This window comes from Xanthobacter agilis (genome assembly GCF_021730435.1).
GTDB lineage: Bacteria > Pseudomonadota > Alphaproteobacteria > Rhizobiales > Xanthobacteraceae > Xanthobacter > Xanthobacter agilis.
In genome coordinates, this window is record NZ_JABWGX010000020.1 from 13,107 (window position 1) to 35,967 (window position 22,861).

Annotated in this window: 18 protein-coding genes and 1 pseudogene; 10 read left to right on the forward strand and 9 right to left on the reverse strand. The window is 70.2% G+C overall.

All coding sequences use genetic code 11. The features are described from left to right. Positions 1-309: 309 nt before the first annotated feature. Positions 310-442, forward strand: a pseudogene (locus HUW53_RS14720) (IS5/IS1182 family transposase); the annotation flags it as partial. A 143-nt stretch (positions 443-585) separates the two neighbouring features. Further along, positions 586-4,278: a bifunctional proline dehydrogenase/L-glutamate gamma-semialdehyde dehydrogenase PutA gene (gene putA, locus HUW53_RS14725; protein ID WP_237346581.1), complete on the forward strand. Its 3,693-nt coding sequence runs from the start codon at positions 586-588 to the stop codon at positions 4,276-4,278. 77 nt (positions 4,279-4,355) lie between these two features. Here the strand turns inward: putA and HUW53_RS14730 are convergent, their stop codons facing one another. After that, positions 4,356-4,718: a hypothetical protein gene (locus HUW53_RS14730; RefSeq protein ID WP_237346521.1), complete on the reverse strand. Its 363-nt coding sequence runs from the start codon at positions 4,716-4,718 to the stop codon at positions 4,356-4,358. Positions 4,719-5,193: 475 nt separating this feature from the next. On the opposite strand from HUW53_RS14730, the gene HUW53_RS14735 reads away from it, so the two are divergent. Continuing rightward, positions 5,194-5,574: a hypothetical protein gene (locus tag HUW53_RS14735; protein WP_237346522.1), complete on the forward strand. Its 381-nt coding sequence runs from the start codon at positions 5,194-5,196 to the stop codon at positions 5,572-5,574. Between the two features lie 53 nt (positions 5,575-5,627). Here HUW53_RS14735 and HUW53_RS14740 read toward each other — a convergent pair whose 3' ends face one another. From HUW53_RS14740 to HUW53_RS14755, 4 genes are all read right to left on the reverse strand, one after another. Further along, positions 5,628-7,145: an amino acid permease gene (locus HUW53_RS14740; RefSeq protein ID WP_237346523.1), complete on the reverse strand. Its 1,518-nt coding sequence runs from the start codon at positions 7,143-7,145 to the stop codon at positions 5,628-5,630. Positions 7,146-7,231: 86 nt separating this feature from the next. Then, complete coding sequence (gene eutC, locus HUW53_RS14745) at positions 7,232-8,011, reverse strand: ethanolamine ammonia-lyase subunit EutC (RefSeq protein ID WP_237346524.1); 780 nt, start codon at positions 8,009-8,011, stop codon at positions 7,232-7,234. Further along, a complete protein-coding gene (locus tag HUW53_RS14750) occupies positions 8,008-9,396 on the reverse strand; it encodes an ethanolamine ammonia-lyase subunit EutB (protein WP_237346525.1) in 1,389 nt (462 codons plus the stop codon). Before HUW53_RS14750 ends, eutC begins: the two co-directional genes overlap by 4 nt. Positions 9,397-9,528: 132 nt before the next feature. Beyond that, positions 9,529-10,014, reverse strand: a complete 486-nt coding sequence (locus tag HUW53_RS14755; protein ID WP_237346526.1) for an NUDIX hydrolase — start codon at positions 10,012-10,014, stop codon at positions 9,529-9,531. Between the two features lie 300 nt (positions 10,015-10,314). On the opposite strand from HUW53_RS14755, the gene HUW53_RS14760 reads away from it, so the two are divergent. Next, entirely contained in the window at positions 10,315-10,878 is a 564-nt protein-coding gene (locus HUW53_RS14760) for an HD domain-containing protein (protein WP_237346582.1), read from the forward strand. Continuing rightward, positions 10,875-11,405, forward strand: coding sequence for a tyrosine phosphatase family protein (locus HUW53_RS14765; RefSeq protein ID WP_237346527.1), 531 nt, complete (start codon positions 10,875-10,877; stop codon positions 11,403-11,405). The genes HUW53_RS14760 and HUW53_RS14765 overlap by 4 nt, the downstream gene beginning before the upstream one ends. A 51-nt stretch (positions 11,406-11,456) precedes the next feature. Here HUW53_RS14765 and HUW53_RS14770 read toward each other — a convergent pair whose 3' ends face one another. Beyond that, the gene (locus HUW53_RS14770) at positions 11,457-12,380 is read right to left on the reverse strand and encodes a class I SAM-dependent DNA methyltransferase (RefSeq protein ID WP_237346528.1); all 924 of its coding nucleotides are present in this window, start codon (positions 12,378-12,380) and stop codon (positions 11,457-11,459) included. Between the two features lie 58 nt (positions 12,381-12,438). Between HUW53_RS14770 and HUW53_RS14775 the strand changes: the two genes are divergently transcribed. Beyond that, complete coding sequence (locus HUW53_RS14775; RefSeq protein ID WP_237346529.1) at positions 12,439-13,461, forward strand: ligase-associated DNA damage response exonuclease; 1,023 nt, start codon at positions 12,439-12,441, stop codon at positions 13,459-13,461. Between the two features lie 232 nt (positions 13,462-13,693). Here HUW53_RS14775 and HUW53_RS14780 read toward each other — a convergent pair whose 3' ends face one another. From HUW53_RS14780 to tsaD, 3 genes are all read right to left on the reverse strand, one after another. Then, positions 13,694-15,706, reverse strand: a complete 2,013-nt coding sequence (locus tag HUW53_RS14780) for a PhoX family protein (protein ID WP_237346530.1) — start codon at positions 15,704-15,706, stop codon at positions 13,694-13,696. 156 nt (positions 15,707-15,862) lie between these two features. After that, complete coding sequence (locus tag HUW53_RS14785) at positions 15,863-16,843, reverse strand: NAD(P)H-dependent glycerol-3-phosphate dehydrogenase (protein ID WP_237346531.1); 981 nt, start codon at positions 16,841-16,843, stop codon at positions 15,863-15,865. A 2-nt stretch (positions 16,844-16,845) separates the two neighbouring features. Beyond that, complete coding sequence (gene tsaD / locus HUW53_RS14790; RefSeq protein ID WP_237346532.1) at positions 16,846-17,916, reverse strand: tRNA (adenosine(37)-N6)-threonylcarbamoyltransferase complex transferase subunit TsaD; 1,071 nt, start codon at positions 17,914-17,916, stop codon at positions 16,846-16,848. A gap of 75 nt (positions 17,917-17,991) precedes the next feature. Between tsaD and hemC the strand changes: the two genes are divergently transcribed. The 4 genes from hemC to HUW53_RS14810 all read left to right on the forward strand — a co-directional run bounded on the left by hemC (position 17,992) and on the right by HUW53_RS14810 (position 22,857). Beyond that, entirely contained in the window at positions 17,992-18,969 is a 978-nt protein-coding gene (gene hemC, locus HUW53_RS14795) for a hydroxymethylbilane synthase (protein ID WP_237346533.1), read from the forward strand. A gap of 37 nt (positions 18,970-19,006) precedes the next feature. Continuing rightward, complete coding sequence (locus tag HUW53_RS14800; RefSeq protein ID WP_237346534.1) at positions 19,007-19,705, forward strand: uroporphyrinogen-III synthase; 699 nt, start codon at positions 19,007-19,009, stop codon at positions 19,703-19,705. A gap of 84 nt (positions 19,706-19,789) precedes the next feature. Beyond that, a complete protein-coding gene (locus HUW53_RS14805) occupies positions 19,790-21,256 on the forward strand; it encodes a COG4223 family protein (protein ID WP_237346535.1) in 1,467 nt (488 codons plus the stop codon). Beyond that, on the forward strand, positions 21,253-22,857 hold the full coding sequence (locus tag HUW53_RS14810; RefSeq protein ID WP_237346536.1) for a heme biosynthesis protein HemY: 1,605 nt from the start codon (positions 21,253-21,255) through the stop codon (positions 22,855-22,857). The genes HUW53_RS14805 and HUW53_RS14810 overlap by 4 nt, the downstream gene beginning before the upstream one ends. Positions 22,858-22,861 lie beyond the last annotated feature (4 nt).

Consider the following 22,861-nt stretch of genomic DNA (forward strand, 5'->3'; position numbering starts at 1 on the left):
GCAATCCTTGGTTTTCGGCGATTTGGCCTCGCCTTTATTGGGCGGGATTATGCTGACCTCGCCTCCTCTCCACAAGGCACCCGGAAGCCCGACTTTGGGTGCATATCCCCTCGTCGAGCCATGCGTCACGCACGTGGGCACCGCTCGCTCCCGCGCGCTCCCCATAAGGCAACCGGCTCATGGGCACGCGGTGAGGCCTGCATCCTCGCGGCCGATTCCACGCCGCTCCAGGGTGAAGCGACGATTTAAGGATCTGGGTTTCCCACTCTATCGCACATCAGATTCAACACTGATTCTCAGGGGTCGGCGATGGATTGCGATGGTCTTCGAAATGCTCAATGGGTGCGGATCAAGGGCTTCGTACCGAGCGGCACCACGAGCGAGCGGAACACACACCGACAATCGGAAGTTTCCGGATGCGCTGTTGTGGTTGGCGCGATCCAGCCGTGCGGGCGCGCACAGCTTGAAAAGTCGGTCTGTCGCCACCTGTCCTGTTACACTGTCGGTGAATGAGGAGGCCCGCCGTGGCTGTGCCGCGCGGTGGACCGGCTGCCCTGGAGACAGAGCACCATGACCGCTGACACCATGACCGCAGACCTTTGCGCCCGTGTGCCCTCGGACCCGGTTTCCCCGCCTTTTGCCGCGCCTGTGGCCGCCCGCTCGGCCTTGCGCCAAGCCATCACCGCCGCCACCCGCCGCCCCGAAGCGGAGTGCCTGCCGCCGCTGTTCCAGGCCGCGAGCCTGCCGGGCGGGATGCGGGCGGAGGTCGCTGCCACCACGCGCCGGCTGGTGGAGGCGCTGCGGGCGCGGCGCGACGGGTCGTTGGTGGAAGCCCTTTTGCGGGAGTTTCCCTTGTCGAGCCGTGAGGGGATTGCCCTCATGAGCGTTGCGGAAGCGCTGCTGCGGATTCCCGATGCGGCCACGCGCGACGCGCTCATCCGGGACAAGATCGGCCCGTCGGATTGGTTGCGCCATCTCAGGGGCGGTCGCCGCCCTTGGTCCATGAACGCCGCCATCTGCGGGCTCACCGCCACCGGTTGGCTGGCGCGGGGCGAAGACGAGAGCGGGTTCGGCGCGGCCCTCGCGCGGTGGGCGGGGCGCTGCGGCGCCCCCGTGATCCGTTGGGCGGTTGGCCGCGCCGTGCGGCGGATGGGTGCGCAGTTCGTGATGGGCGAGACCATGGAGGCCGCCCTGGCGCGGGCGCCGGCGCAGGAGGCGGCGGGCTTCCTTTACTCCTATGACATGCTGGGCGAGGTCGCCGTCTCCGCCGCCGACGCGGCGCACTATCTTGCCGCCTATGAAGACGCCATCCATGCCATCGGCAAGGCGGCGACCGGGCGCGGGCCGTATGACCGGCCGGGCCTGTCCATCAAGCTCTCCGCCCTCCATCCGCGCTATGGACGCGCCCAGGCCGGGCGGGTGATGGCGGAGCTGCTGCCGCGCCTCGCGCATCTGGCACTGCTCGCCAAGAGCTATGACATCGGCCTCAACATCGACGCCGAGGAGCAAGACCGGCTGGAATTGTCCCTGGACCTCCTGGAGGCCCTCGCGACCGACCCCGCTTTGGCCGGCTGGAACGGGCTCGGCTTCGTGGTGCAGGCCTATGGACGGCGTTGCCCCCTCGTCATCGACTGGATCATCGATCTCGCCCGCCGCAGCGGGCGGCGGATCATGGTGCGGCTGGTGAAGGGCGCCTATTGGGATGCCGAGATCAAGCGCGCCCAGATGGAGGGCGTCGGCGATTTTCCGGTGTTCACCCGCAAGGACTACACGGACGTCTCCTACATCGCCTGCGCGCGCAGGCTTCTGGCCGCGCGGGAGGTGGTGTTTCCCCAGTTCGCCACCCACAACGCACAGACATTGGCCACCATCTACCACTTGGCCGGGACGCAATTCTCGCCTGGGTCCTACGAATTCCAATGCCTCCATGGCATGGGCGAGCGTCTTTACGGGGAGGTGGTGGGCAAGGACAGGCTGGCGCGGCCCTGCCGCATCTATGCGCCGGTGGGCCGCCACGATACCCTTTTGGCCTACCTGGTGCGACGGCTCCTGGAAAACGGCGCCAATTCCTCCTTCGTCCATCGCATCGCCGATCCGGAGGTCCCGGTGGAGGAGCTTGCCACCGATCCGGTCGCCCGCGTGCGCGCCTTGCCGGAGCCGGGTGCGCCGCATCCGGGCATCACGGCGCCGCCGGACCTGTTCGCGGACCGGCGCAATTCCCGTGGGTTCGACCTGTCGGACGAGGATGAACTCGAACGGCTCCGCCTGGATCTCGGCGTGAGCGCCGGGCGGAGCTGGAGTGCGGCTGCGCCCTCGGGCGCCGGGGCGGCACGGGAGATCCGCAATCCCGGTGACGCGCGCGACCGGGTCGGCACGGTGGCCGAGTGCGACGCGGATGAGGTCGCCACCATGGCGGCGGCGGCCGCCGCCGCCGCGCCGGACTGGGCGCGCACGCCGGTGGCGCGCCGCACGACACCGCTTCTCGCCGCCGCCGACGAGATGCAGGCACGCATGGGCGAATTGATGGGGCTCCTCATGCGGGAGGCGGGCAAGTCCGCCGCCAACGGGGTGGCGGAGGTGCGCGAGGCCATCGACTTTCTGCGCTATTACGCCCGCGCGGCTGAGGACCTCCAGGCCGATCAGGCCGGGCTCGGTCCCATGGTGTGCATCAGCCCCTGGAACTTTCCGCTGGCCATCTTCACCGGGCAGGTCGCGGCGGCGCTGGCGGCCGGCAACACCGTGCTCGCCAAGCCGGCGGAGGAGACGCCCCTGATCGCGGCCGAGGCGGTGCGTATTCTGCATCGGGCCGGCGTGCCGCGGGAGGTGCTCCAGCTCGCGCCGGGGGATGGGCTCTTGGGGGCGGCCCTGGTGGCGGCGCCGCAGGTGGCGGGCGTGCTGTTCACCGGCTCCACCGAGGTGGCGCGGCTGATTCAGCATCAGCTCGCCGGCCGGCTCTCGGCGGACGGGCGCCCGTTGCCCCTCATCGCCGAAACCGGGGGGCAGAATGCCATGGTGGCGGACAGCTCGGCTCTTGCCGAGCAGGTGGTGGCGGACGTGCTCGCATCCGCCTTCGACAGCGCCGGCCAGCGCTGCTCCGCCTTGCGCGTGCTGTGCCTTCAGGAGGAGATCGCCGACCGCGTCCTGAACCTTATCCGCGGCGCCATGGCCGAGCTGCGGGTGGCGCCGACGGACCAGCTTTCAACCGACGTCGGGCCTGTCATCTCCGCGGCGGCGCGGGACGTGATCGAGGCCCACGTGGCGCAGATGGCGGCGCGCGGTCACACCGTCTTCCGCGCCGCCCTGCCACCGGAAACGGCGCACGGCGCTTTCGTGGCCCCCACCATCATCGAAATCTCCGCGCTCACGGAGCTGAAGGCAGAGGTGTTCGGTCCGGTGCTGCATGTGCTGCGCTACCGGCGGCGCCATCTGCGGCGGGTGCTCGATGCGGTCAACGCCACAGGCTACGGGCTGACGTTCGGCCTTGAGACGCGGCTCGACAGCACCATCGCAAGCGCAAGCGGGCGCGTGCGTGCCGGCAACATCTATGTGAACCGGAACATCATCGGCGCGGTGGTCGGCGTGCAGCCGTTCGGCGGGCGGGGCTTGTCGGGCACCGGCCCCAAGGCGGGCGGGCCGCTCTATCTCCAGCGGCTGGTGCAAGGCGGGCCAGAGGTGCCGTTCACCGCCGGGGAAACCACCGATGCCGGCGCGCTCGCCTTCGCGCAATGGCTCGATGTGCGGGGGCTCGGTGCCCTGGCCCAGTGCGCGCGGGCCTTCGCCGTCAGCGCGCCCCTGGGGGCCAGCGTGGATATGCCGGGGCCGGTGGGAGAGAGCAACCACTACACCCTCGTGCCGCGCGGCACCGTCCTGGTTTCGGCGCGGACGCAGCAGGGGCTTTACCTGCAGATCGCGGCGGCCCTGGCCACCGGCAACCGCGTGGTGGCAGAAGTGCCGGAGACGATGAGCGCGCCGAAAGGCCTCCCCCGCGTCCTCCGCCACCGCGTGACATGGGCCGGAGCGGGTCAGGGCACCGGTCCATTCGATGCCGCGCTGGCCGAGGGGGAGCCCGCCCACATCGCGGCCTTGGCACGGCGCCTCGCCGCGCGCGATGGGCCGCTGGTGCCGCTGCACGTCTTGCCCCTCCACGCTTCGCCACATGGGGGCAATGGGGAGGCCATGGACCTCGGCCCGATTCTGCCCTGGCTGCTGCGGGAAGTTTCGACCACCACAAACACAGCGGCCGCCGGAGGGAATGCAACCCTCATGGCGGCCGTCTGAACTGGTTTTCGGTGATCTGAAGGGTTCGGCGACCTTCGCACCTCCGGCGGGGAGTCCCGGACGGAGGCGCTGGCGCGTCAGGCCGCGCGGGCGAGGGGCGCTTTGTCCTGCTGGGTGGTGGTGGAAGCCGGCGTCGCGAGCAGCTTGCTCTGCATCAGTTCCGCCAGCTCCATCACCTCCGTGTTCCAGGCGAGCGCCGACTGCTGGAGGAACGCCGCCTGCCGCGATACGGCGGCGGTCGGGTTCGGATCCCGCGCCAATTCGGCGAAAACCTGCATCTGGTCCTGCGCCTGCCGCATCATGAAGCGCTGAAGATGAGACGCCACGGCCACCGGGCACTCGAAGAAATAGCTCTTCCACGCAGACGTCGGATCCACCATGGGCGACGCTCCGAGGTTCCAGTTGCGATTCAGGCCAGGGAAGATGGTGAAATCACTCATGGCTTCTCTCCTTCTATTGGCGAACATTCCCTCCGCACCCCCAACCTTCAACTGGAGAGACGAAAAGAAATATCGCACAAGACCATCCTTGGTGCGTTGCGGCAGGTCAAAGGTACAATCACAATATCCCCCGCTCCCTGGCGGGCGACATCCCCCGCCTCGTGGCGGGAAAGTGCATATGGCCACCTTATCAAACGTGGGCGCGGCGCCTTTGTTCCCGGCCGTCGCCAGGATGTCTCGCCATCTGCGCGATACAGGCATGCTTGGTTTACGCAGGTTGCGCTCTCGATGCCTCGCGGGCAAGCGCGAAAGCGCCGGTGCCGGGCGGGCACCGGCTCGCGAATCGTTGCCGATCTTCTAGAGTGATGCCGTCCGCGCGGCGCCGACGCCCAGGGGGCGTTGAACCCGCGGGACGCAATGGGATGACCAAGGCGCGGGGAACGCCTCCGCAGCTTGGGGTTGCCGGGAGGACACGATGACGCAGCGTCCACATGGACTGCACGAGATCCGCATGGAGCTGGCCCGCGAAAAGGCCTTCCCCGAGGGATCACGCGCGTTCGGCTACACGTTCGTGGCGCCGCTCGCCGCCGATGGGAAGATCGATCCCGAGCTGTGGGCCAAGCACCGCGAGCACTGCCGGGTGGTGCGGTTCCGGCCCGATCAGCCCGACGAGGTGGGTCACCTGGTGCGCCGCCCCGGCGGCAGCTGGGCGTTCCGCTACGATGTCACCGGCACCGATGACGATGAGGCGGGCTACCGCTTCGGTGATGAAAAGTTCGAGGTGGGCGAATACATCTCCGTTCGGGATGATGACGAGATGCACACCTTCCGCGTGGTGTCCGTCGAGGCGGCCTAAGGGCTGGAGCGTCCGGAGTGGACCGGCCCCGGATCCCCGGGGCCGGTTTGCGGTCAGTAGCTCTTGTAATCGCTGGTGCCCTTGGAGAGCGCGAACTCCTCTTCCGGGGACAGCACCAATTTGTGCCGGCCATAGGCCGCGAAATAGGCGATGCCCACCGCGAACCAGATGGCGACCCCGATCACACCCGAGCGGTAGATCGGGTCCGAGAGCTGGTAATAGATGGTCACCAGGGCGATGATGATGGTGGCGACCGCTCCGGGAATGCCGAACGGGCTCTTATAGGGCCGCTCGATGTGGCCCATGTTCTTGCGCAGCAGGATGAAGGAGATGGCCTGCATGACGTAGGACAGCATGGCGCCGAACACCGCCATGTTCAGCAGCGTGCCGCCGATGGCCGCCGCGCCCGCATCCGCCCCCAGGGCGAACCAGATCACCAGCATGATGAGGAGACCCACCAGCGCCCCGGCCACCATGGCCACATGCGGCGTCTTGCGCCCGCCGTGGGTGACGGACAGGCCACGCGGGAAGTAGCCGGCCCGCGACAGGGAATAGATCTGCCGGCCTTGCGCATAGATGATGGTGTGGAAGGAGGCGATGAGGCCGATCACCGCCACGCCGGCCAGCAGCTTGGCGAGCCCGGTGCCGTAGATGGCCTTGAAGCCGTCCAGCAGCGGTTCCAGCGAGGTGGACAGGCCGAACGACCCGTTCGCCACTGAGGAGTTCAGCCACAGGATCATGAAGGCGGAGACGATGAGCGTCGCCATGCCCAGCATGATACCCTTGGGCATGTCGGTCTTGGGGTCCACCGATTCCTCCGCCGCCAGCGGCAGTTGCTCGATGGCAAGGAACAGCCACACCGCGAACGGCAGTGCCGCGAACGCGCCGCCGAGGCCGAACGGCAGGAACGGGCCGCCGCCGTTGGGCAGTTCCACCGCCGTGCCGTCCGGGCCGACCCCGATATTCAGCGCCCACCGCGAAAAATCGGCCACCGGCAGCGCGCTGACCCAGAACGCGACGAGACAGGCGAGCGCCGCCAGCGTCACCACCAGCGTCACCCGGAACGACAGTTCCACCCCCACCACGTTGAGCCCGACGAAGATGATGTAGCCGAAGATCCAGTAGACCGGCTGAAATGCCGGCGGGGTGCCGAAGATGGAGCCCATGTAGGAGCCGATGAAGGACACCACCACCGCCGGGGTGATGACATATTCCACATTCTCGCACAGGCCGGTGACGAAGCCGCCCCATGGCCCCATGGTGGTGCGGGCGAAGGAATAGGCCGCGCCGGTGTGCGGCAGCGCTGGCGACATCTCGGCGATGGAGAAGGTGAGGCCGAGATACATGATGGCGATGATGACGGCCGCGATGAACATGCCGCCCCAGCCGCCCGAGGCGATGCCGAGGTTCCAGCCCGAGAAATGGCCGGAAATCACCGCCCCCACACCCAGCGCCCACAGCGACCACACCCGCGCATGGCGCTTCAGCGCCCGCTGCTCGAAATAGGTGACATCAACGGTGGTGTAGGTCACACCCTTCCCTTTGCCGTCAGTCGTCTTGACCTCAGCCATGACACCCTCGTGCTGCTTGCCGGCATGCGGCCGATGCTGGTCCATGCCCGCCTGACGTAAGGCAAATTCTGTGCCTTTTCAGACAATTACGTTAGGTCAGGAAGAGCCGCGGGCGGGCTGCCGTCGATCAGCAGCAGGTCGCTTTCGTCCTTCAGCCCGACGCCGGTGAGGCCGAGCCGCAGCGCCTCGCGGATGTGCCAGGCGAGCTTGAAGGCGGCGAGCGGATGGCTCAGCCCCTCGGCGCGCACGTTGGAGATGCAGTTGCGTTCCGCGTCCGAGCGGCCGACGTGCGGGTTCAGCGTCAGGTAGAGCCCGAGGCTGTCGGGGGAGGACAAGCCCGGCCGCTCGCCCACCAGCACCACCAGCGCGCGCGCCTTGAGGCGTTCGCCCACCTCATCGCCCAGCGCGACGCGGGCCTGGGCGGCCAGCGCCACCGGCGCGACGCTCCAACCCTCCTTTTCGATCCAGGGCTTGAGGGCGGCGAGGAAGGGCGCGGTCTGGGCATGGATGGCGGCGGCGGACAGCCCGTCCGCCACCACCAGCGCAAGGTCCACCGGCGCGGCGTCTCGGGCCGAGAGCCTGGCCCGGCTCTCGTCGCTCAGCCGGCGGCCGAGATCGGGGCGGCGCAGATAGACATCGCGCGCGGGCGCCGCGCTCTCGACCCGGAGGGTGTCGAAGCCGAGGGCGCGGATCTCGCCCTCCACGGTCGCGGCGTCGAACGGCATATGCACGGCGTCGCGCGCCTGGGCGTGGGCAAGGGAGAAGCGCAGCACTTCCGCCGTGGGCAGGCTGGCGCCGGTGCGGCCAAGGGCGATGCGCGCCGGGGTATAGCGGGCGAAACTCTGCCAGGGATCGCGGTCGATCATGCCGCCTGCTCCCGCACGAAACCGAGAAGGGGATGGGCGCCGCTGGCCGGCAGCAGCCTGCCCGATGGATCGGTGATGCCCATGCGCTCCAGCCACGCCTCGAACTCGGGCGCCCGCTTCAGGCCCAGCACCTCGCGGATGTAGAGGGCGTCGTGGAACGAGGTGGACTGATAGTTCAGCATCACGTCGTCGGCGCCGGGAATGCCCATGATGTAAGTGACGCCTGCCGCCCCCAGGAGGGTGAGCAGGGTATCCATGTCGTCCTGGTCGGCCTCGGCATGGTTGGTGTAGCAGACATCCACGCCGAGCGGCACGCCGAGCAGCTTGCCGCAGAAATGATCCTCCAGACCGGCGCGGATGATCTGCTTGCCATCATAAAGATATTCGGGGCCGATGAAGCCGACCACGGTATTGACGAGCAACGGCTCGTATTTGCGCGCCACCGCATAGGCGCGCGCTTCCAGCGTCTGCTGATCGACCCCGTGGTGGGCGCCGGCGGAGAGGGCCGAGCCCTGGCCGGTCTCGAAATACATGGCGTTCTGCCCCACCGTGCCCCGGTTCAGGGCGCGGGCGGCATCGTAGCCTTCCTGGAGCACATTGAGATCCACGCCGAACGAGCGGTTCGCCCCCTCGGTGCCCGCGATGGACTGGAACACCAGATCCACCGGCGCACCCCGGTTCATCAGCGCGATGGAGCTGGTGACATGGGTCAGCACACAGCTCTGGGTGGGGATGTCGAACCGGCGGATCACCTCGTCCATCAGCCGCAGCAGGCGGTCGATGACGGGCAAGCTGTCGGACGCGGGATTGATGCCGATCACCGCGTCGCCGCAGCCATAGAGCAGGCCGTCGAGGATGGTGGAGGAGACGCCGGCGGCATCGTCGGTCGGGTGGTTGGGCTGGAGCCGCACCGCCGTGGTGCCGGGAAGGCCGATGGTGTTGCGGAAACGGGTCACCACCCGGCACTTCTTGGCCACCAGGATGAGGTCCTGGTTGCGCATGAGTTTGGAGACGGCCGCCACCATTTCCGGCGTGAGGCCCTTGGCAAGCCCGGCCAGCACCTCGGGCGTTGCCTGTTCGGAGAGCAGAAAGTCGCGAAAATCGCCTATTGTGAGGGCAGAGACCGGGGCGAAGGCCACCGGGTCATGCCCGTCGAGGATCAGGCGGGTCACCTCGTCCTGTTCATAGGGCACCAGCGCTTCGCTGAGGAACGTCTTCAGCGGCACCTCCGCAAGACACATCTTGGCGGCCACATTCTCCTCGGCGGAGGCGGCGGCGATGCCGGCGAGCATGTCCCCGGAGCGGGGCGGCGTCGCCTTGGCCATCAGGTCCTTCAGGTCTGCGAAGGCATGGGACCGGGCGCCGATGCGGTGGACGAAAGCCATGCGGCTGCTCCTCGTTGGGATTCTCTCTGACTATAAACAATAAACGTGCCATTTTGTGGAGATCTGTGGTTTTTGGTTCGTGCGCGCGGGGCGTCCGCTCGGGCCTGCACGCCGTGGCCGGATGGCGCCCTCTCAAATCGCGACAGAGGATCCCGAAAGGTCCGTCCGGCCGAGGATCTTCGCCGCCGCCGCGACCACTTCGGCGAGCCCCTGCGTGCCCGCAAGGCGGGCGACATCCGCCGGGTGGAACCAACCCACCTCCGGGGCCTCGTCGCTGGTGCGAGGCTCGCCCGAGCGCCAGCGGGCGGCATACGCGATCACCACGAAATGGGCCGTCAACCGCCCCTCAACATCGCGGCGGATGATGTCCCGCGCCGCCGCCACCGCGACCAGATCCGCGTCCACCCCCACTTCCTCCCGCACTTCGCGCCGGGCGGCATCGGCCAGGGTCTCACCGGGTTCGACCCGCCCGCCGGGCAGGCTCCAGAGGCCGGCGCCGGGCGTGCCGGGGGCGGTGCCACGGCGGGCCAGCAGCACCAGCGGCCCGCGAAACACGGCGGCGCTCGCCGCGAGGATGGGGCGGATGACATCGGGGGCGGTTGCCGATGGTGCCGACATGACGCGTTCTCCTGGCAAGCGATCTCCTGTGCGGCGGGTGGTCGCCGGGGTATCCTAGACCATCGGCCGCGCTCTTCGACCGCCGTCCCGCCGGTTTCGATCCGCCCCCGGCGGGAGGCAGCCCTTCAGCGTGCGACAGCCTCCCCTTCACCACGATAGGCTATGACCGCCCGCGGATAACGGAGCGTGCGATTCGTGACCCCCCGATCTTCTTCTCCGGCACCTGATGCCGGGCCTTCCGGCGCCTCGTCCCACCCCACCCGGACCCGCGCGCCCGCTCCGCCCAGGGCATGGCAGCGGATGCTCTCCGGGCGGCGGCTGGACCTGCTCGACCCCTCGCCCCTCGACGTGGAGATCGAGGACATCGCCCATGGTCTCGCGCGGGTAGCGCGCTGGAATGGGCAGACCCATGGCGCCCACATCTTTTCGGTGGCCCAGCATTCGTTGCTGACGGAGCGCCTCGCGCAGGAAGCCCACCCCGATCTTGATGCGCGCTCGCGCCGGTGCGTGCTGCTGCACGACGCTCCCGAATATGTGATCGGGGACATGATCTCGCCCTTCAAGGCGGTTCTGGGCGGCGACTACAAGGGAGTGGAGGCGCGGCTGCTGGCGGCCATCTCCCTGCGCTTTTCCCTGCCCACCGCTTGGCCCGCCGCGCTGGTAAAGATCGTCAAGGCGGCCGATCGCGCCTCCGCTTTCCTGGAGGCGACCCGTCTTGCCGGCTTCTCCGAGGCGGAGGCCCGCCGCTTCTTCGGGCGTCCGGTGCGCCTCGACGACCTAGAGGAAAGCGATTATCTCACTCCTTGGGAGGCGGACATCGCCAAGCGGCGATTCCTGCAACGCTTCGAGGAGCTTGAAACATGATCCATGTATGCTCCCTGGCCAAACTGCACGAGACCGTGGCGGCGACCGGCGCGCGCCATGTGATCTCGCTCATCAATGGCGACACCGTATTCACCCGCCCGAGCAATGTGGACCCCACCAACCACCTGTTTCTCGGCCTCAACGACATCGTCGAGGAGATGGCGGGCATGGTGGTCCCCGCCGAGCACCACATGCACGAATTGTTCGACTTCGTGCATGGATGGCCACGCCAGACGCCCTTGGTGATCCACTGCTTCGCCGGCATCTCGCGGTCCACGGCGGCGGCCTATGCCGCGTTGTGCGCGCTGCTGCCCGACGAGAACGAGGTGGAACTCGCACGGCGCCTGCGCCGCGCCTCGCCCACCGCCACGCCCAATCCGCGCATCGTGGCCCTGGCCGACGCGGCGTTGGGCCGTCAGGGGCGGATGGTGGCGGCCATCTCCACCATCGGGCGTGGACGGGATGCGTTCGAGGGCGAGCCGTTTTGCCTGCCGGTCAGTGCGGGCGAGCGGGCCGCACGACTTTAGGGCCTTTTCTGGCGCGGTGGATTCCGGTTTCGGAATACCGGTCCGCCCCCCTCAGGGCCGTTCGAGCACGCCCACGAGGCCGGGCACCGGCACCCCCTTTTCGGTGCGGGTGGAAGCCTCTTCCAGCCGCCGCACGTCGAGTCCGGCGGCGTTCGCCGCCGCGCGCACGGTGGCGGCGGCATGGGCATAGCGCAGCGTCTCCCGCAGCAGCACGCCGACCCCTTCGTGAGTCTCCACGGTAAAGGCGAAGAGGCCGCCCGGCGCCAGCGCGCGCGCCGCCGCCGCAAACAGGGGCTGAAGGTCGGCGAGATAGCACAGGGCATCGGCCGCCACGATCAGGTCGAGGCCCGCCCGCGGCGCGGCGGCCAGGGCATCGCCCATGTCGGCGGCGTCGAGCCGGCCGTAGAGCCCCAGCGTCTCCGCCTTTGCCAGCATGGCGGGGGAGAGGTCGACGCCGTCGAGCACCTCCACGCGCGGCGCGATCAGGGGAGCGGCGAGGCCGGTTCCGCAGCCAAGGTCCAGCCCATGGCGGAAGCGCCGGCCTTCGCCCGCCACCCGCACCAGCGCCGCGAGCAGCAGCTCGGGTCCGCGATAGGCAAGCTTGTCCCGCAGCGCGCTGTCGAAGCGGTCGGCATATTGATCGAACAGGGTGCGCACGTAGGCGGCCGACATGGCCCCTTCCGCCGGCGCCTGCCCCAGGCGTGCCAGCCGCAGACCGGCGCCGAGGGTGTCGTCGGCATCGCAGGCGCGGGCCGTGGCGAACGCTTCCGCCGCGCCCGCCGCATCGCCGGCGGCTTGACGGGCCTCGCCCAGCAGGAACCACGCGGCGGCGAAGCCGGGCGCGGCGGCCACCGTGTCGGCGAGCAGGTCGGCGGCTGCCGGCCAATCGCCTTCGTCGCACAGGGCGCGGGCCCAATCGAGGCGGCGATCGAGGGCGGGATCGCCCGAACTGGCGGAATGGGGAAGAGCGGCCACGGGACCTCGCACGTTCAGTTGCGCTTCCCATATATAAGCCTCCCCCGCGAGACCAGCCGTGCGCCCCGAAGACCTGCTCTGCCCCTCCCCGAAGGGCCTGTATTGCCCCGCCGGGGACTTCCATGTGGACCCGGTGCGGGTGGTGCCGCGCGCCGTCATCACCCATGGCCATTCCGACCACGCCCGCGCCGGCCATGGCCGGGTGCTCGCCACCCGCGAGACGCTCGACCTGATGGCGCTGCGGCTGGGCCCCAATTTCGCCGCGGCGCAGGAGGCCCTCGACTATGGCACACCGGTGGAGATCGGCGGGGTCACCGTCAGCCTCCACCCGGCCGGTCATGTGCTGGGCTCGGCCCAGGTGCGGCTGGAGAAAGACGGCCTCGTGATCGTGGTGTCCGGTGATTACAAGGATGTGCCGGACCCCACCTGTACCCCCTTCGAGCCGGTGCGGTGCCATGTGTTCGTCTCGGAGGCCACCTTCGGCCTGCCGGTGTTCCGCCATCCCGATGCGGCGGCGGAGGTGGACAAGCTTCTGGCCTCCGTCGCCTTGTTTCCGGAGCGCACCCATCTTCTGGGCGCCTATTCGCTCGGCAAGGCGCAGCGGCTGATGGCGCTGATCCGCCAGAGGGGATATGCGGCGGCGCTCCATCTGCATGGGGCGTTGGCCCCCATCACCGATTATTACGCGAGCCGGGGCCTGGATTTCGGCCTCCTGGAGCCGGTGGCCGACACGCACCGGAAGGCGCTGCCCGGGGCCATCGTCATCGCGCCGCCCATGGCCATGACGGATCTGTGGGCGCGGGGCTTCGCCGATCCCATCACCTGCTTTGCCTCCGGCTGGATGCGGGTGCGCGCGCGGGCCCGCCAACGCGGCGTCGAACTGCCGCTGGTGGTGTCCGACCACGCCGATTGGGACGGCCTCACCGCCTCCATCCGCGCCACCGGCTGCGAGGAGCTGTGGGTCACCCACGGCGCCGAAGACGCCCTGGTCCATTGGGCCCAAAGCCGCCAGATCCGCGCCCGCCCGTTGCGGCTCGTGGCACCAGTCGGGGACGATGGGGCCGACCGCAGCGACGCATAGCCCCGGCGCGGACGATTCAACGCCGTCGGCCGGCGCACATCCGTCCGCCTTGGCCGGCGCCAATCGCTCCCGGCGATCGGGCCGCCACTCGGTTTCCTGGCGAGACCTGAGGCGTCGCGCGACAGCGCCTAGGTCATTTCCGGCGAACCCAGGTTCTCTGGAAATGCTCTAACTATTTGTTTTTTCGGAAATTCCGGACGCAAAACCGCGTCGCGTTTTTGCCGCTATTGCCCTAGCTGCCCACCGGTCCTCCGCCCTTGCGGGTGATGGCCACGACCGAGGGGCGCGGCGGCATGTCGGGGGCGAAATCGGGCCAGCGGGTGGAGGGGGCGTCGAAGCTGGAGACGCGGCCATCCTGGCTCTCGCCGGGATGCTGCACGGCAACGAACAAGGTGGTGTCGTCGGCGGTGAAGAACGGGCCGCACAATTCAGCTCCGATCGGCACCGAGACCAGACGCTTGGCGGTGCCGCGCGCCGGACCCTCGGTTTCCAGGGCGAACAGGCCATCGGTGCGGTCGGTGGCGCGCGGGGTGTTGCCATCGGTGGCGATCCACAGCCGGCCCTGGTGGTCCACCGCGCAATTGTCGGGATTGCCGAACCAGCCGAACGCCGTGGTGGCCGGGGAGAAGACCGCCCCGCCCTCGGCCTTGGCGGGATCGCCGCAGCGCACCAGGACATCCCAGGTGAAGGCGCGGGCGGCATGGTCGCCGCCGGCGGGCGTGATCTCCAGAATATGCCCATGGATGTTCTTCGCCCGCGGATTGGCCGGCTCCACCTCCATCTCGGTCCGCGTGTCGTTGGCGGTGAGCATCACATAGACCTTGTTGGTCTTGGGGTTTGCCTCCACATCCTCGGGGCGGTCCATGCGGGTGGCGCCCAGATGGGTGGCGGCGAGGCGCGCATGCACCAGCACCTGAGCCTGATCGGCAAAGCCGTTGGCCGGGGTGAGCGGGCCTTGCCCGAACACCAGGTCACGCCATTCGCCACTGCCGTCGCCATGGAACACTGCCACCGAGAGCGTGCCTGCGTCCAGCAGGTCGCGATTGGCGGCGCGGTCGGAGGGGTCCACCTTGGCACGGGAGACGAAGCGGTAAACATGCTCCATCTTCTGGTCGTCGCCGAGATAGACCACATAGCGGCCATCGCCATTGGTGAGGCCGGCGGCGCCCTCATGCTTCATGCGGCCGAGGGCCGTGCGCTTCTTGGGCGGCGCGGAAGGATCAAGGGGGTCGATCTCCACCACCCAGCCGAAGCGGTTGGGTTCGTTGGGCTCTTTCTGGAGGTCGAAGCGGTCGTGGTAGCGTGCCCAGGCGGTGGCATTGCCGGGGATCGCGTAGCGCTTCAGCGCCTCCGCGTCCGCCAGGCCGTCGCGGGTGCCGGAGAAATAGGAATTAATGTTCTCCTCACACGACAGCCATGTGCCCCAGGGCGTCACGCCGCCGGAACAATTGTTCAGCATGCCCTTGACGGTTCGCCCGTGCGGATCGGCCGAGGTGACAAGCCAGCGGGAGCCGGCGGCCGGGCCGGTGAGCGCCATCGGGGTTTCGGCGGTGATGCGCCGCGCATGGGGCGAGCCCGCCACCACTTGCCAGCGTCCGTCCATCCGGGCGATCTCCAACACCGAACCGCCGTGGGCCGCCATCTCGATGTCCACCCGCGCGCGGGTCATGTCGGGAAACCCGGTCTTCGCCGTCTGCGCGCCGATGCCGGGGAACATCAGCTCCTCATTGGTATATTCGTGATTGACCACCAGCAGGGCCCGGCGCGCCGGATCGTGTTCAGGCAGCGGAATGACGCCGATGAAGTCGTTGTTGTAGCCGAATTGCCGGGCTTGCGCCTCCGGGCTCTGCGCATGCGGGTCGAAGGCCGGGGCGTCGGGCAGGACCGGGTCGCCCCAGCGCACCAGCACCTGTGCATCGTGCCCTTCCGCCACATGGATGGTGGCATCGGCCGGCGCGGTCAGTTCTGCGAACGGAAAGCGATCGACGGCCGTGTCGTCCGCGTCGGCCGCGCGCGCGGCCGTGGTGCCCACAGCCGTTGCGAGGGAGGAAAGCCCCGCGCCGAGCGCGGCGACGCCCAGGAGCCCCCTGATAAGGTCGCGGCGGCCGAGCCGCTCCGCCAGAACGTCGCCGAAGGTGGCGCCGGGTGGGCTCGCTGGCTGGTCGTCCGCCGCCGCCTTGAAGCGGGCGCTGGGAACGAAAGGCGCGTCGGCCGCTGCGCCATTGGGGGCTCTGCGGATGGCCATGGCGGACCTCCCAGGTTGGCCGCAGGCAATCCCGCCCATGTAGCGGCGGAAGGTGACATGCGCATTACGCAAGGGGATGCCGGGCCGCGCTCGCGTTGGTGGAAGCCGGTCGCCCCGCCGCATTCGGCGCGGTCTGCTGGCGCGGCGACGCTGGCCTCAGCGTTCCGCCTTCTGCGGACGGGCCATCAGGGCCTCGATGGCACCTTCGACCGTCAGGCGATGCTGGAGCACCGCATCCACGGCCGCGCTCACCGGCATGTCCACATCCCGGGCCCGCGCCATCTCCACCAGCACGCCGGCGGTAAAGGCACCTTCCGCCAGCTTGTCGGGCGTCGCCGCCCCGGAGCCAAGCGCCGCGCCGAAGGCGAAATTGCGCGATTGCGGGCCGGAGGTGGTGAGGATCAGGTCGCCGAGGCCGGACAGGCCGGTCATGGTTTCCGCCCGCCCACCATAGGCCTTGGCGAAGCGTGTCAGCTCGGCGAAGCCGCGCGCCACCAGCGCCGCGCCCGCGCTCGCCCCGAGCTTGCGCCCCGCCACGATACCGGCGGCGATGGCCAGCACGTTCTTGGTGGCGCCGCCGATCTCCACCCCGCGCACGTCGGTGGAAAAATAAAGCCGCAGGGTGGACGAGCCGAGGGCATCGCACAAAGCGGAGGCAAGGGCGGCTTCGCTGCTCGCCAGGGTGACGGCGGTGGGCAGGCCCGCCGCCACGTCGCTGGCGAAGCTGGGCCCGGACAGCACGGCCGGCACCGCCGTCGGCGCCGCTTCGGCGATGACCTCGGTGATGAAGGCCCGGCTGCCGCGCTCGATGCCCTTGGCGCAGGACACCACCGGCGTGCCGGGCGCGATCAGGGGGGCGAGGTCCTGCGCCACGGCGCGGCACGCCTGCGCCGGCACCACCAACAGCAGCGCGTCGCAGGCCGCCGCCTGGGCAAGATCGGCGGTGGGGGTCACGCGGGGATCGAGGGCGATGCCCGGCAAGGCATGGCGATTCTCCCGCTGCGCCGCCATGGCCGCCGCCGCCTGGGCGTCGCGCGTGTAGAGGCACACCTGCCGTCCGGCGCGGGCGGCGGCATTGGCGAGCGCCGTGCCCCAGGCGCCGGCACCCACGATGCCGATGGTGTCGAATGCCGGCACGATCAGGCCCGTGCGTGGGGCGAGGCCGCCGCAACGGGATCGAGCGGCCAGCGGGCGCGGGGGCTCACCTCCAGCGAATCATGCAGGCCGCGCGAGAGCCGCTCGGCCCCGGCCCAGGCGATCATGGCGCCGTTGTCGGTGCACAGGTCGGGGGCGGGCAGAGCGAAGCGGGTGTTGAGCTCCGCCGCCTGACGGGCGAGGGCCGCGCGAATGGCGCCGTTGGCGGCCACTCCGCCGGCCACCACCAGCGCGGTGGGGCCGCGCCCCAGCCGGTCGCGGAAGGCCCGCGCGCCCGCTTTCACCCGGTCCACGATCACCTCCACCACCGCCGCCTGAAAGCTCGCGCACAGGTCGGCCACGTCTTCGTCGGTGAGGGGGGCGAGCTTTTCCGCCTCCAGCCGCACGGCGGTCTTGAGGCCCGACAGCGAGAAGTCCGGCTCGCGCCGGCCCAGCATGGGGCGGGGAAAGGCGAAGCGATCAGCATGGCCCTGGGCCGCCTGGGCCTCCACCTGGGGGCCGCCCGGATAGGGCAGGCTCAGCATCTTCGCGACCTTGTCGAAGGCTTCGCCCACGGCGTCGTCAAGGGTGGTGCCAAGCCGCGTGTAGCGGCCCACATCCTCCACCGCCAGCAATTGGGTGTGGCCGCCGGAGACCAGCAGCAGCAGATAGGGGAACGCCACCCCATCGGTGAGGCGGGCGGTAAGGGCGTGGGCCTCCAGGTGATTCACCGCCACCAGCGGCTTGCGGGCGGCAAGGGCGATCGCCTTGGCGGTGGTGAGCCCGACGATGACCCCGCCGATGAGGCCCGGCCCCGCCGCCGCCGCGATGCCGGACAGCTCGGAGAAGGACAAATTCGCCTGCCGCATCGCCTCGGCGATGACATGGTCGAGGATTTCCACATGGGCGCGCGCGGCGATCTCCGGCACCACGCCGCCATAGGGCGAATGAATGGCAATCTGCGAACGGATCACGTTGGAGCGGATGTCGCTGGCGCCCGACGACGAGCGGGCGACCACCGCCGCGGAGGTCTCGTCGCAGGTGGTCTCGATGCCGAGAACGAGAAGATCCGCCAAATTGCCCCCGCTTTCCGCGCTGCGCCGGAACGCCGCTCTACCCCGATTTGATTCCTGCGAGCATTGTACGCGCCCATGAGCGCAGACACGAACATCCAAACAAGCCCGTCCCCCGCATCCGCGTCAAAAGCCGTCGCGCCGCGCCTGCGCATCGGCACGCGCGGTAGCCCGCTGGCCCTCTGGCAGGCCCATGCGGTCCAGGCGGCGCTGGCCGCCGCCCTTGGCCGTCCGGCGGAGGGGATCGCCATCGAGATCATCCGCACCACCGGCGACACGATCCAGGATCGCGCCCTTTCGGAAGCCGGCGGCAAGGGCCTTTTCACCAAGGAAATCGAGGACGCCCTGCTGGAGGGGCGCATCGACCTCGCCGTGCATTCGGCCAAGGATGTGGCCACCGTGCTGCCGGAAGGCCTGCACCTTTCCGGCTACCTGCCGCGCGCCGACGTGCGCGACGCCCTCATCCTGAAGCGCGGCGCGGGTCTTGATGACCTGCCGGCGGGCGCGAAGGTGGGCACCGCCTCGCTGCGCCGCGCGGCACAGATGAAGCGCCTGCGCCCGGATCTGAAGGTGGAGCTGCTGCGCGGCAATGTGCACACCCGCCTTGCCCGCGTGCGCGAGGGGGATTTCGACGCCACCCTGCTCGCGTTCGCCGGCCTCTCCCGCCTCGGCCTCGCCCACGAGGCCAACGCGGTGCTGGAGACCCGCAGCTTCCTGCCGGCCGTGGGTCAGGGGGCGGTGGCCATCGAATGCCGGGTGGCGGATGCCGCGACCAATGCCGCCATCGCGGCCATCGCCTGCCGCGACACCGGCATCGCGCTTGCGGCCGAGCGGGCGTTTCTCGCTGCCCTCGACGGCTCCTGCCGCACCCCCATCGCCGGGCTTGCCACTGTGGAGGGAGATCTGGTGCGGCTCGCGGGGCTGGTGCTCGCCCTCGACGGCTCCGACGCCGCCGAGACCGAGGACAGCGCGCCGATCGCGGAGGCCGCCGCCCTGGGCGCCCGCTGCGGAGGGCGGCTGCGGGACAGCGCGCCGGCCAGGGCCTTGGGTCTGTGAGCAAACCGGGCCTGCGCGCGAACGGGACACGATCATCATGCATTTCCTGATTACCCGCCCGGAACCCGCCGCCACCCAGACGGCGGAACGCCTGCGCAAGCTCGGCCACGCGGTCACGGTGGATCCCATGCTGCGCATCGCGGCCACCACGGCGCCCCTGCCCACCGGGCCGTTCGATGCGGTGGCCTTCACCTCCATCAATGGCGTGACGGCGTTTGCCGCCCATCCGCAGGGGCGAGAGCTGTTCCATCTGCCGGCCTTTGCGGTGGGCACCCGCACCGCCAAGGCGGCGCGGGCCGCAGGGTTCACCCATGTCACCGATTGCGCGGGCGATGCCGACGCCCTTGCCGGCCGCCTGGCCGAAGCGCTGCCCAAGGGCGCGCGGGTGCTTAATCCGGCGGGCGAGGACCGGGCGGCGGACCTCGCCGAGCTGCTGAAGGCGCCGGGTCTCGATCTGGTGCTCACCATCATCTATGCCGCCGAGCCGGCGGATGCGCTGTCGGAGGAGGCCCGCGCTGCCCTCGCGGCCGGGCACATCAACGCCGCGCTGCATTTCTCGCAGCGCACGGTGAAGACGCTCCTCGCCTGCGTGACGGCGGCGGGGCTCACCCGCCAACTCGCCGGGGTGCGCGAATTCTGCCTGTCCGAGCAGGTGGGCGGACCTCTGGTCAAGGCCGGCTACCCCATCGAAGCGGCATCCGCGCCCAATGAGGATGCCCTGTTCGCGCTGTTCTGATCGCGCTCCACCTGCCGAAGGTTGCGATGGACCGCCGGGCGGTCTATCCGAAGTATCCGGCGGATCGATCCCACGAGGAGGCCCATGGCGAGCGATAATCCCACGGCGGCTGGCGGCTCGTCCCGTCGTCCCCGCACTCCGCCGACCCTCGACCTGAAGGCCGAGGAGGTGCGCAGCGCCCCCGATTCCACGCCAGACGCAGGCGCGGCCCCCGCCGCTGATTCGCCCGCTGCCGCAGGTGCGTCCGAAGCCGGCGTTCCGATCACCGATGGCAGCGCGTCCGAGGCGGCGGTTTCGTCCGCGCCGGAAGCCTCGGCCTCCAGCGCGGATGACGCCGCGCCCGAGGTGGCGCTGACGGCCGGAGAACAAGGGGCCGGAGAACAGGGGGCGGAGAGCCCGTCCACCGCAACCGCCACCCCACCGTCACCGGCCGCGCCGCGACGGGGCGGGGCCGGGACGGTGATCGCGGCTCTGGTCCTCGGGGCCTTGGCCGGCGGCGGCGCCGGTGGTGGCGTTCTCTATTACGCCATGCAGCATGCGCCGCAGCCGGCGCCGGTGGGCCTTTCGCCGCTCACCGCCCGCCTTTCGGTGCTGGAGGCACGCCCGGTGGCCGATCCGGCGGCGCTTGCCGCCCTGCGGCAGAGCCTCGGCCAGGCGGATGCACGCTTCGCCGCGCTCGATTCCGCGCTGGCGGCCCTGAAGGCGGCGCCCGCGTCCGCAGGTGCCGGCGCTGCCGCGACTGCGCCTAATGTGGATGCGCTGAAGGCGGCTCTCGCCAAGACCGAAGCGGCGGTGGCGGATGTGGCGTCGCGGGTGGATGTCCTCAAGACCAGCCAGGACACGCTGAAATCGGCCCAGGACGGCCTTCAGGCCTCGGTCGCGGCCGCCAATGCGGCGGCCCAGCAGGCGCAGGGACAGGCCCAGCAATTGGGGCCGCGCCTGGACGGGCTCACGGCCCATATCGACGCGGTGCGCAAAGAGGCGATCGACGCCGCCAGCGCTGCGGCCGCCATCAATCGCGGCGCGGCCGCCGTTTTGGTGCTCGGCACCTTGAAGCAATCCATCGACGCCGGCCGACCCTATGGACCCGAACTTGAGGCCGCCCGCGCCCTGCTCGGCCCCCGCGCGGCCCCGCTGGAGCCGTTCGCGGCCCTGGCGCAGACCGGCTTTCCGCCGCTGCCGAAGCTCGCGGATCAACTGGCCGTGGCGGGCGACGCCGCCATCGACGGCCTGACTCCGGCACCCGAGGCCCCGGCGGCCGATGCGTCGCTGATGACACGCTTTCTCGCCAGCGCCCAGAGCCTCGTCAAGGTGCGCCCCGCCGACGGCATGGACCCGGACAGCCTGCGCGGTGTGCTGAAGCGCGCGGTCGCCGACGTCCAGGCCGGAAACCTCGATACGGCGCAGGCGACATTGAAGCAGCTTCCGGCGCCGGTGCAGCAGAAGCTGGCCGCCGTGGTGGGCGAGATCGATGCCCGCCGTCGCGCGGCCGAGGCGGCTGCCACGCTCTATCAGCAGGCGCTTGCCGCCATTTCGGGGAAAGCGCCGTGATCCGTCTCGTCCTGATCCTCGTTCTGCTCGCGGCGCTGGCTTTCGGCGCCTCCTGGATTGCCGACCGGCCGGGTGAAATCTCGGTGGTCTGGCAAGGCTGGCGGGTGGATACCACGGTGCCGGTGGCGCTCGCCGTCATCGCCGTGGTCACCGGCGTGATGCTCGCCTTGTGGCGGCTCATCGCCTTCCTTCTGGCCTCGCCGAAGCTGGTCGCGGCGCTCTCCCGCCGCCGGCGACGGGACCAGGGCCTGCGCGCCCTCAGCCGGGGCCTTCTCGCGATCGGCTCGGGCGATGCTGCCACCGCCCGAAAGGCGCGGGCGGAGGCGGCCCGGCTTTTGCCCCACGAGCCGCTCACCCACCTCTTGACCGCCCAGGCGGCGCAGTTCGACAACGATCCGGAAACCGCCGTCGCGGCCTTCAAGGCCATGGCCGCGCGTGCGGAAACCCGCCTTCTGGGGCTGCGCGGCCTGCACATGGAGGCCCGCAAGAGTGGCGACCGGGCCGCCTCCGCCGCCATCGCGGCCGAGGCCGTGGCCCATGCGCCGACGCTGGCCTGGGCCGCGGATGCGGTCATCGAGGCCCATTGCGCCGCCGGCGACTTCCGCGCCGCTCGCACGGTGCTGGAACGCCAGATGGCGCAGAAGGGCATCGACAAGGCCCAGTATCGCCGCCGTCGCGCGGTGCTGCTGACCGCCGAGGCCATGGCGATCGAGCACGCCGATCCGCTGGTGGCGCGCGAGTTGGCGCAGGAGGCGGTGCGCCTCGCGCCCACCCTGGTGCCGGCCGCGGCCTGCGCCGGCCGGCTCATCGGCGCCGCCGGAGAACTGAAGAAGGCAGCGAAGATCGTCGAGACCGCCTATGCGGCCCATCCCCATCCGGAGCTGGCCGAGGTGGAGGCGCACCTGCGCCCCGGCGACGCCGCCCTCGACCGGCTGCGCCGCGTGCGCATGCTGGCCGGCAAGGCGCCGGCCCATGTGGAAAGCGCCATCGCCCTCGCCCGCGCGGCCCTTGACGCGCACGAGTATGACGAGGCCCGGCGCACCCTGGAACCGCTGCTCGACGCGCCCAGCCAGCGGGTATGCCTGCTGATGGCGGAACTGGAGGCGGCGGAGCACGGCGACGTGGGCAAGGCCCGCGAATGGACGGCGCGCGCCGTGCACGCCGCCCGCGATCCGGCCTGGATCGCCGACGGGGTGATTTCCGACCACTGGCAACCCGTCTCGCCGGTCACCGGCCGGCTCGACGCCTTCGTGTGGGCGGTGCCTCCGGGAGTCTCGGCAACGCCGGTCCTCGAACATGGGGCCGAGCGGGTGATGGCGGCCATCGCCGCCGTGCGCGCCGGAGAGCAGGCCAAGGCCCTGGCCGAGGCCGCCGAGCGGGCGGCTCAAGAGGCCATATCCGCGCCGGAGAGCGCCGCGGCCCCTGCCGCGCCTACGGCCGATGTCGCTCCTGTGGCGGCGAAGGCCCCGCAATCTCCCCCACAGGACGCGTCGCCGCAGCGGCGCCCGGCCGATCCCATCCTGCCCGTGCCGCCGTTGCCGGACGATCCAGGCCCGGCCGGCGAGGAGCCCGAGACCAAGCGCCGCTTTTTCGGACTGTGACGGC

Excerpts from the sequence above, each read along its gene's own strand:
- HUW53_RS14740 (WP_237346523.1), bottom strand. The coding sequence starts at position 7,145 with ATGGCTGAGGTCAAGACGACTGACGGCAAAGGGAAGGGTGTGACCTAC.
- HUW53_RS14730 (WP_237346521.1), bottom strand. The coding sequence starts at position 4,718 with ATGAGTGATTTCACCATCTTCCCTGGCCTGAATCGCAACTGGAACCTC.
- HUW53_RS14780 (WP_237346530.1), bottom strand. The coding sequence starts at position 15,706 with ATGGCCATCCGCAGAGCCCCCAATGGCGCAGCGGCCGACGCGCCTTTC.
- HUW53_RS14805 (WP_237346535.1), top strand. The coding sequence starts at position 19,790 with ATGGCGAGCGATAATCCCACGGCGGCTGGCGGCTCGTCCCGTCGTCCC.
- eutC (WP_237346524.1), bottom strand. The coding sequence starts at position 8,011 with ATGATCGACCGCGATCCCTGGCAGAGTTTCGCCCGCTATACCCCGGCG.
- HUW53_RS14760 (WP_237346582.1), top strand. The coding sequence starts at position 10,315 with ATGCTCTCCGGGCGGCGGCTGGACCTGCTCGACCCCTCGCCCCTCGAC.
- putA (WP_237346581.1), top strand. The coding sequence starts at position 586 with ATGACCGCAGACCTTTGCGCCCGTGTGCCCTCGGACCCGGTTTCCCCG.
- hemC (WP_237346533.1), top strand. The coding sequence starts at position 17,992 with ATGAGCGCAGACACGAACATCCAAACAAGCCCGTCCCCCGCATCCGCG.
- HUW53_RS14735 (WP_237346522.1), top strand. The coding sequence starts at position 5,194 with ATGACGCAGCGTCCACATGGACTGCACGAGATCCGCATGGAGCTGGCC.
- HUW53_RS14800 (WP_237346534.1), top strand. The coding sequence starts at position 19,007 with ATGCATTTCCTGATTACCCGCCCGGAACCCGCCGCCACCCAGACGGCG.
- HUW53_RS14755 (WP_237346526.1), bottom strand. The coding sequence starts at position 10,014 with ATGTCGGCACCATCGGCAACCGCCCCCGATGTCATCCGCCCCATCCTC.
- HUW53_RS14750 (WP_237346525.1), bottom strand. The coding sequence starts at position 9,396 with ATGGCTTTCGTCCACCGCATCGGCGCCCGGTCCCATGCCTTCGCAGAC.
- HUW53_RS14765 (WP_237346527.1), top strand. The coding sequence starts at position 10,875 with ATGATCCATGTATGCTCCCTGGCCAAACTGCACGAGACCGTGGCGGCG.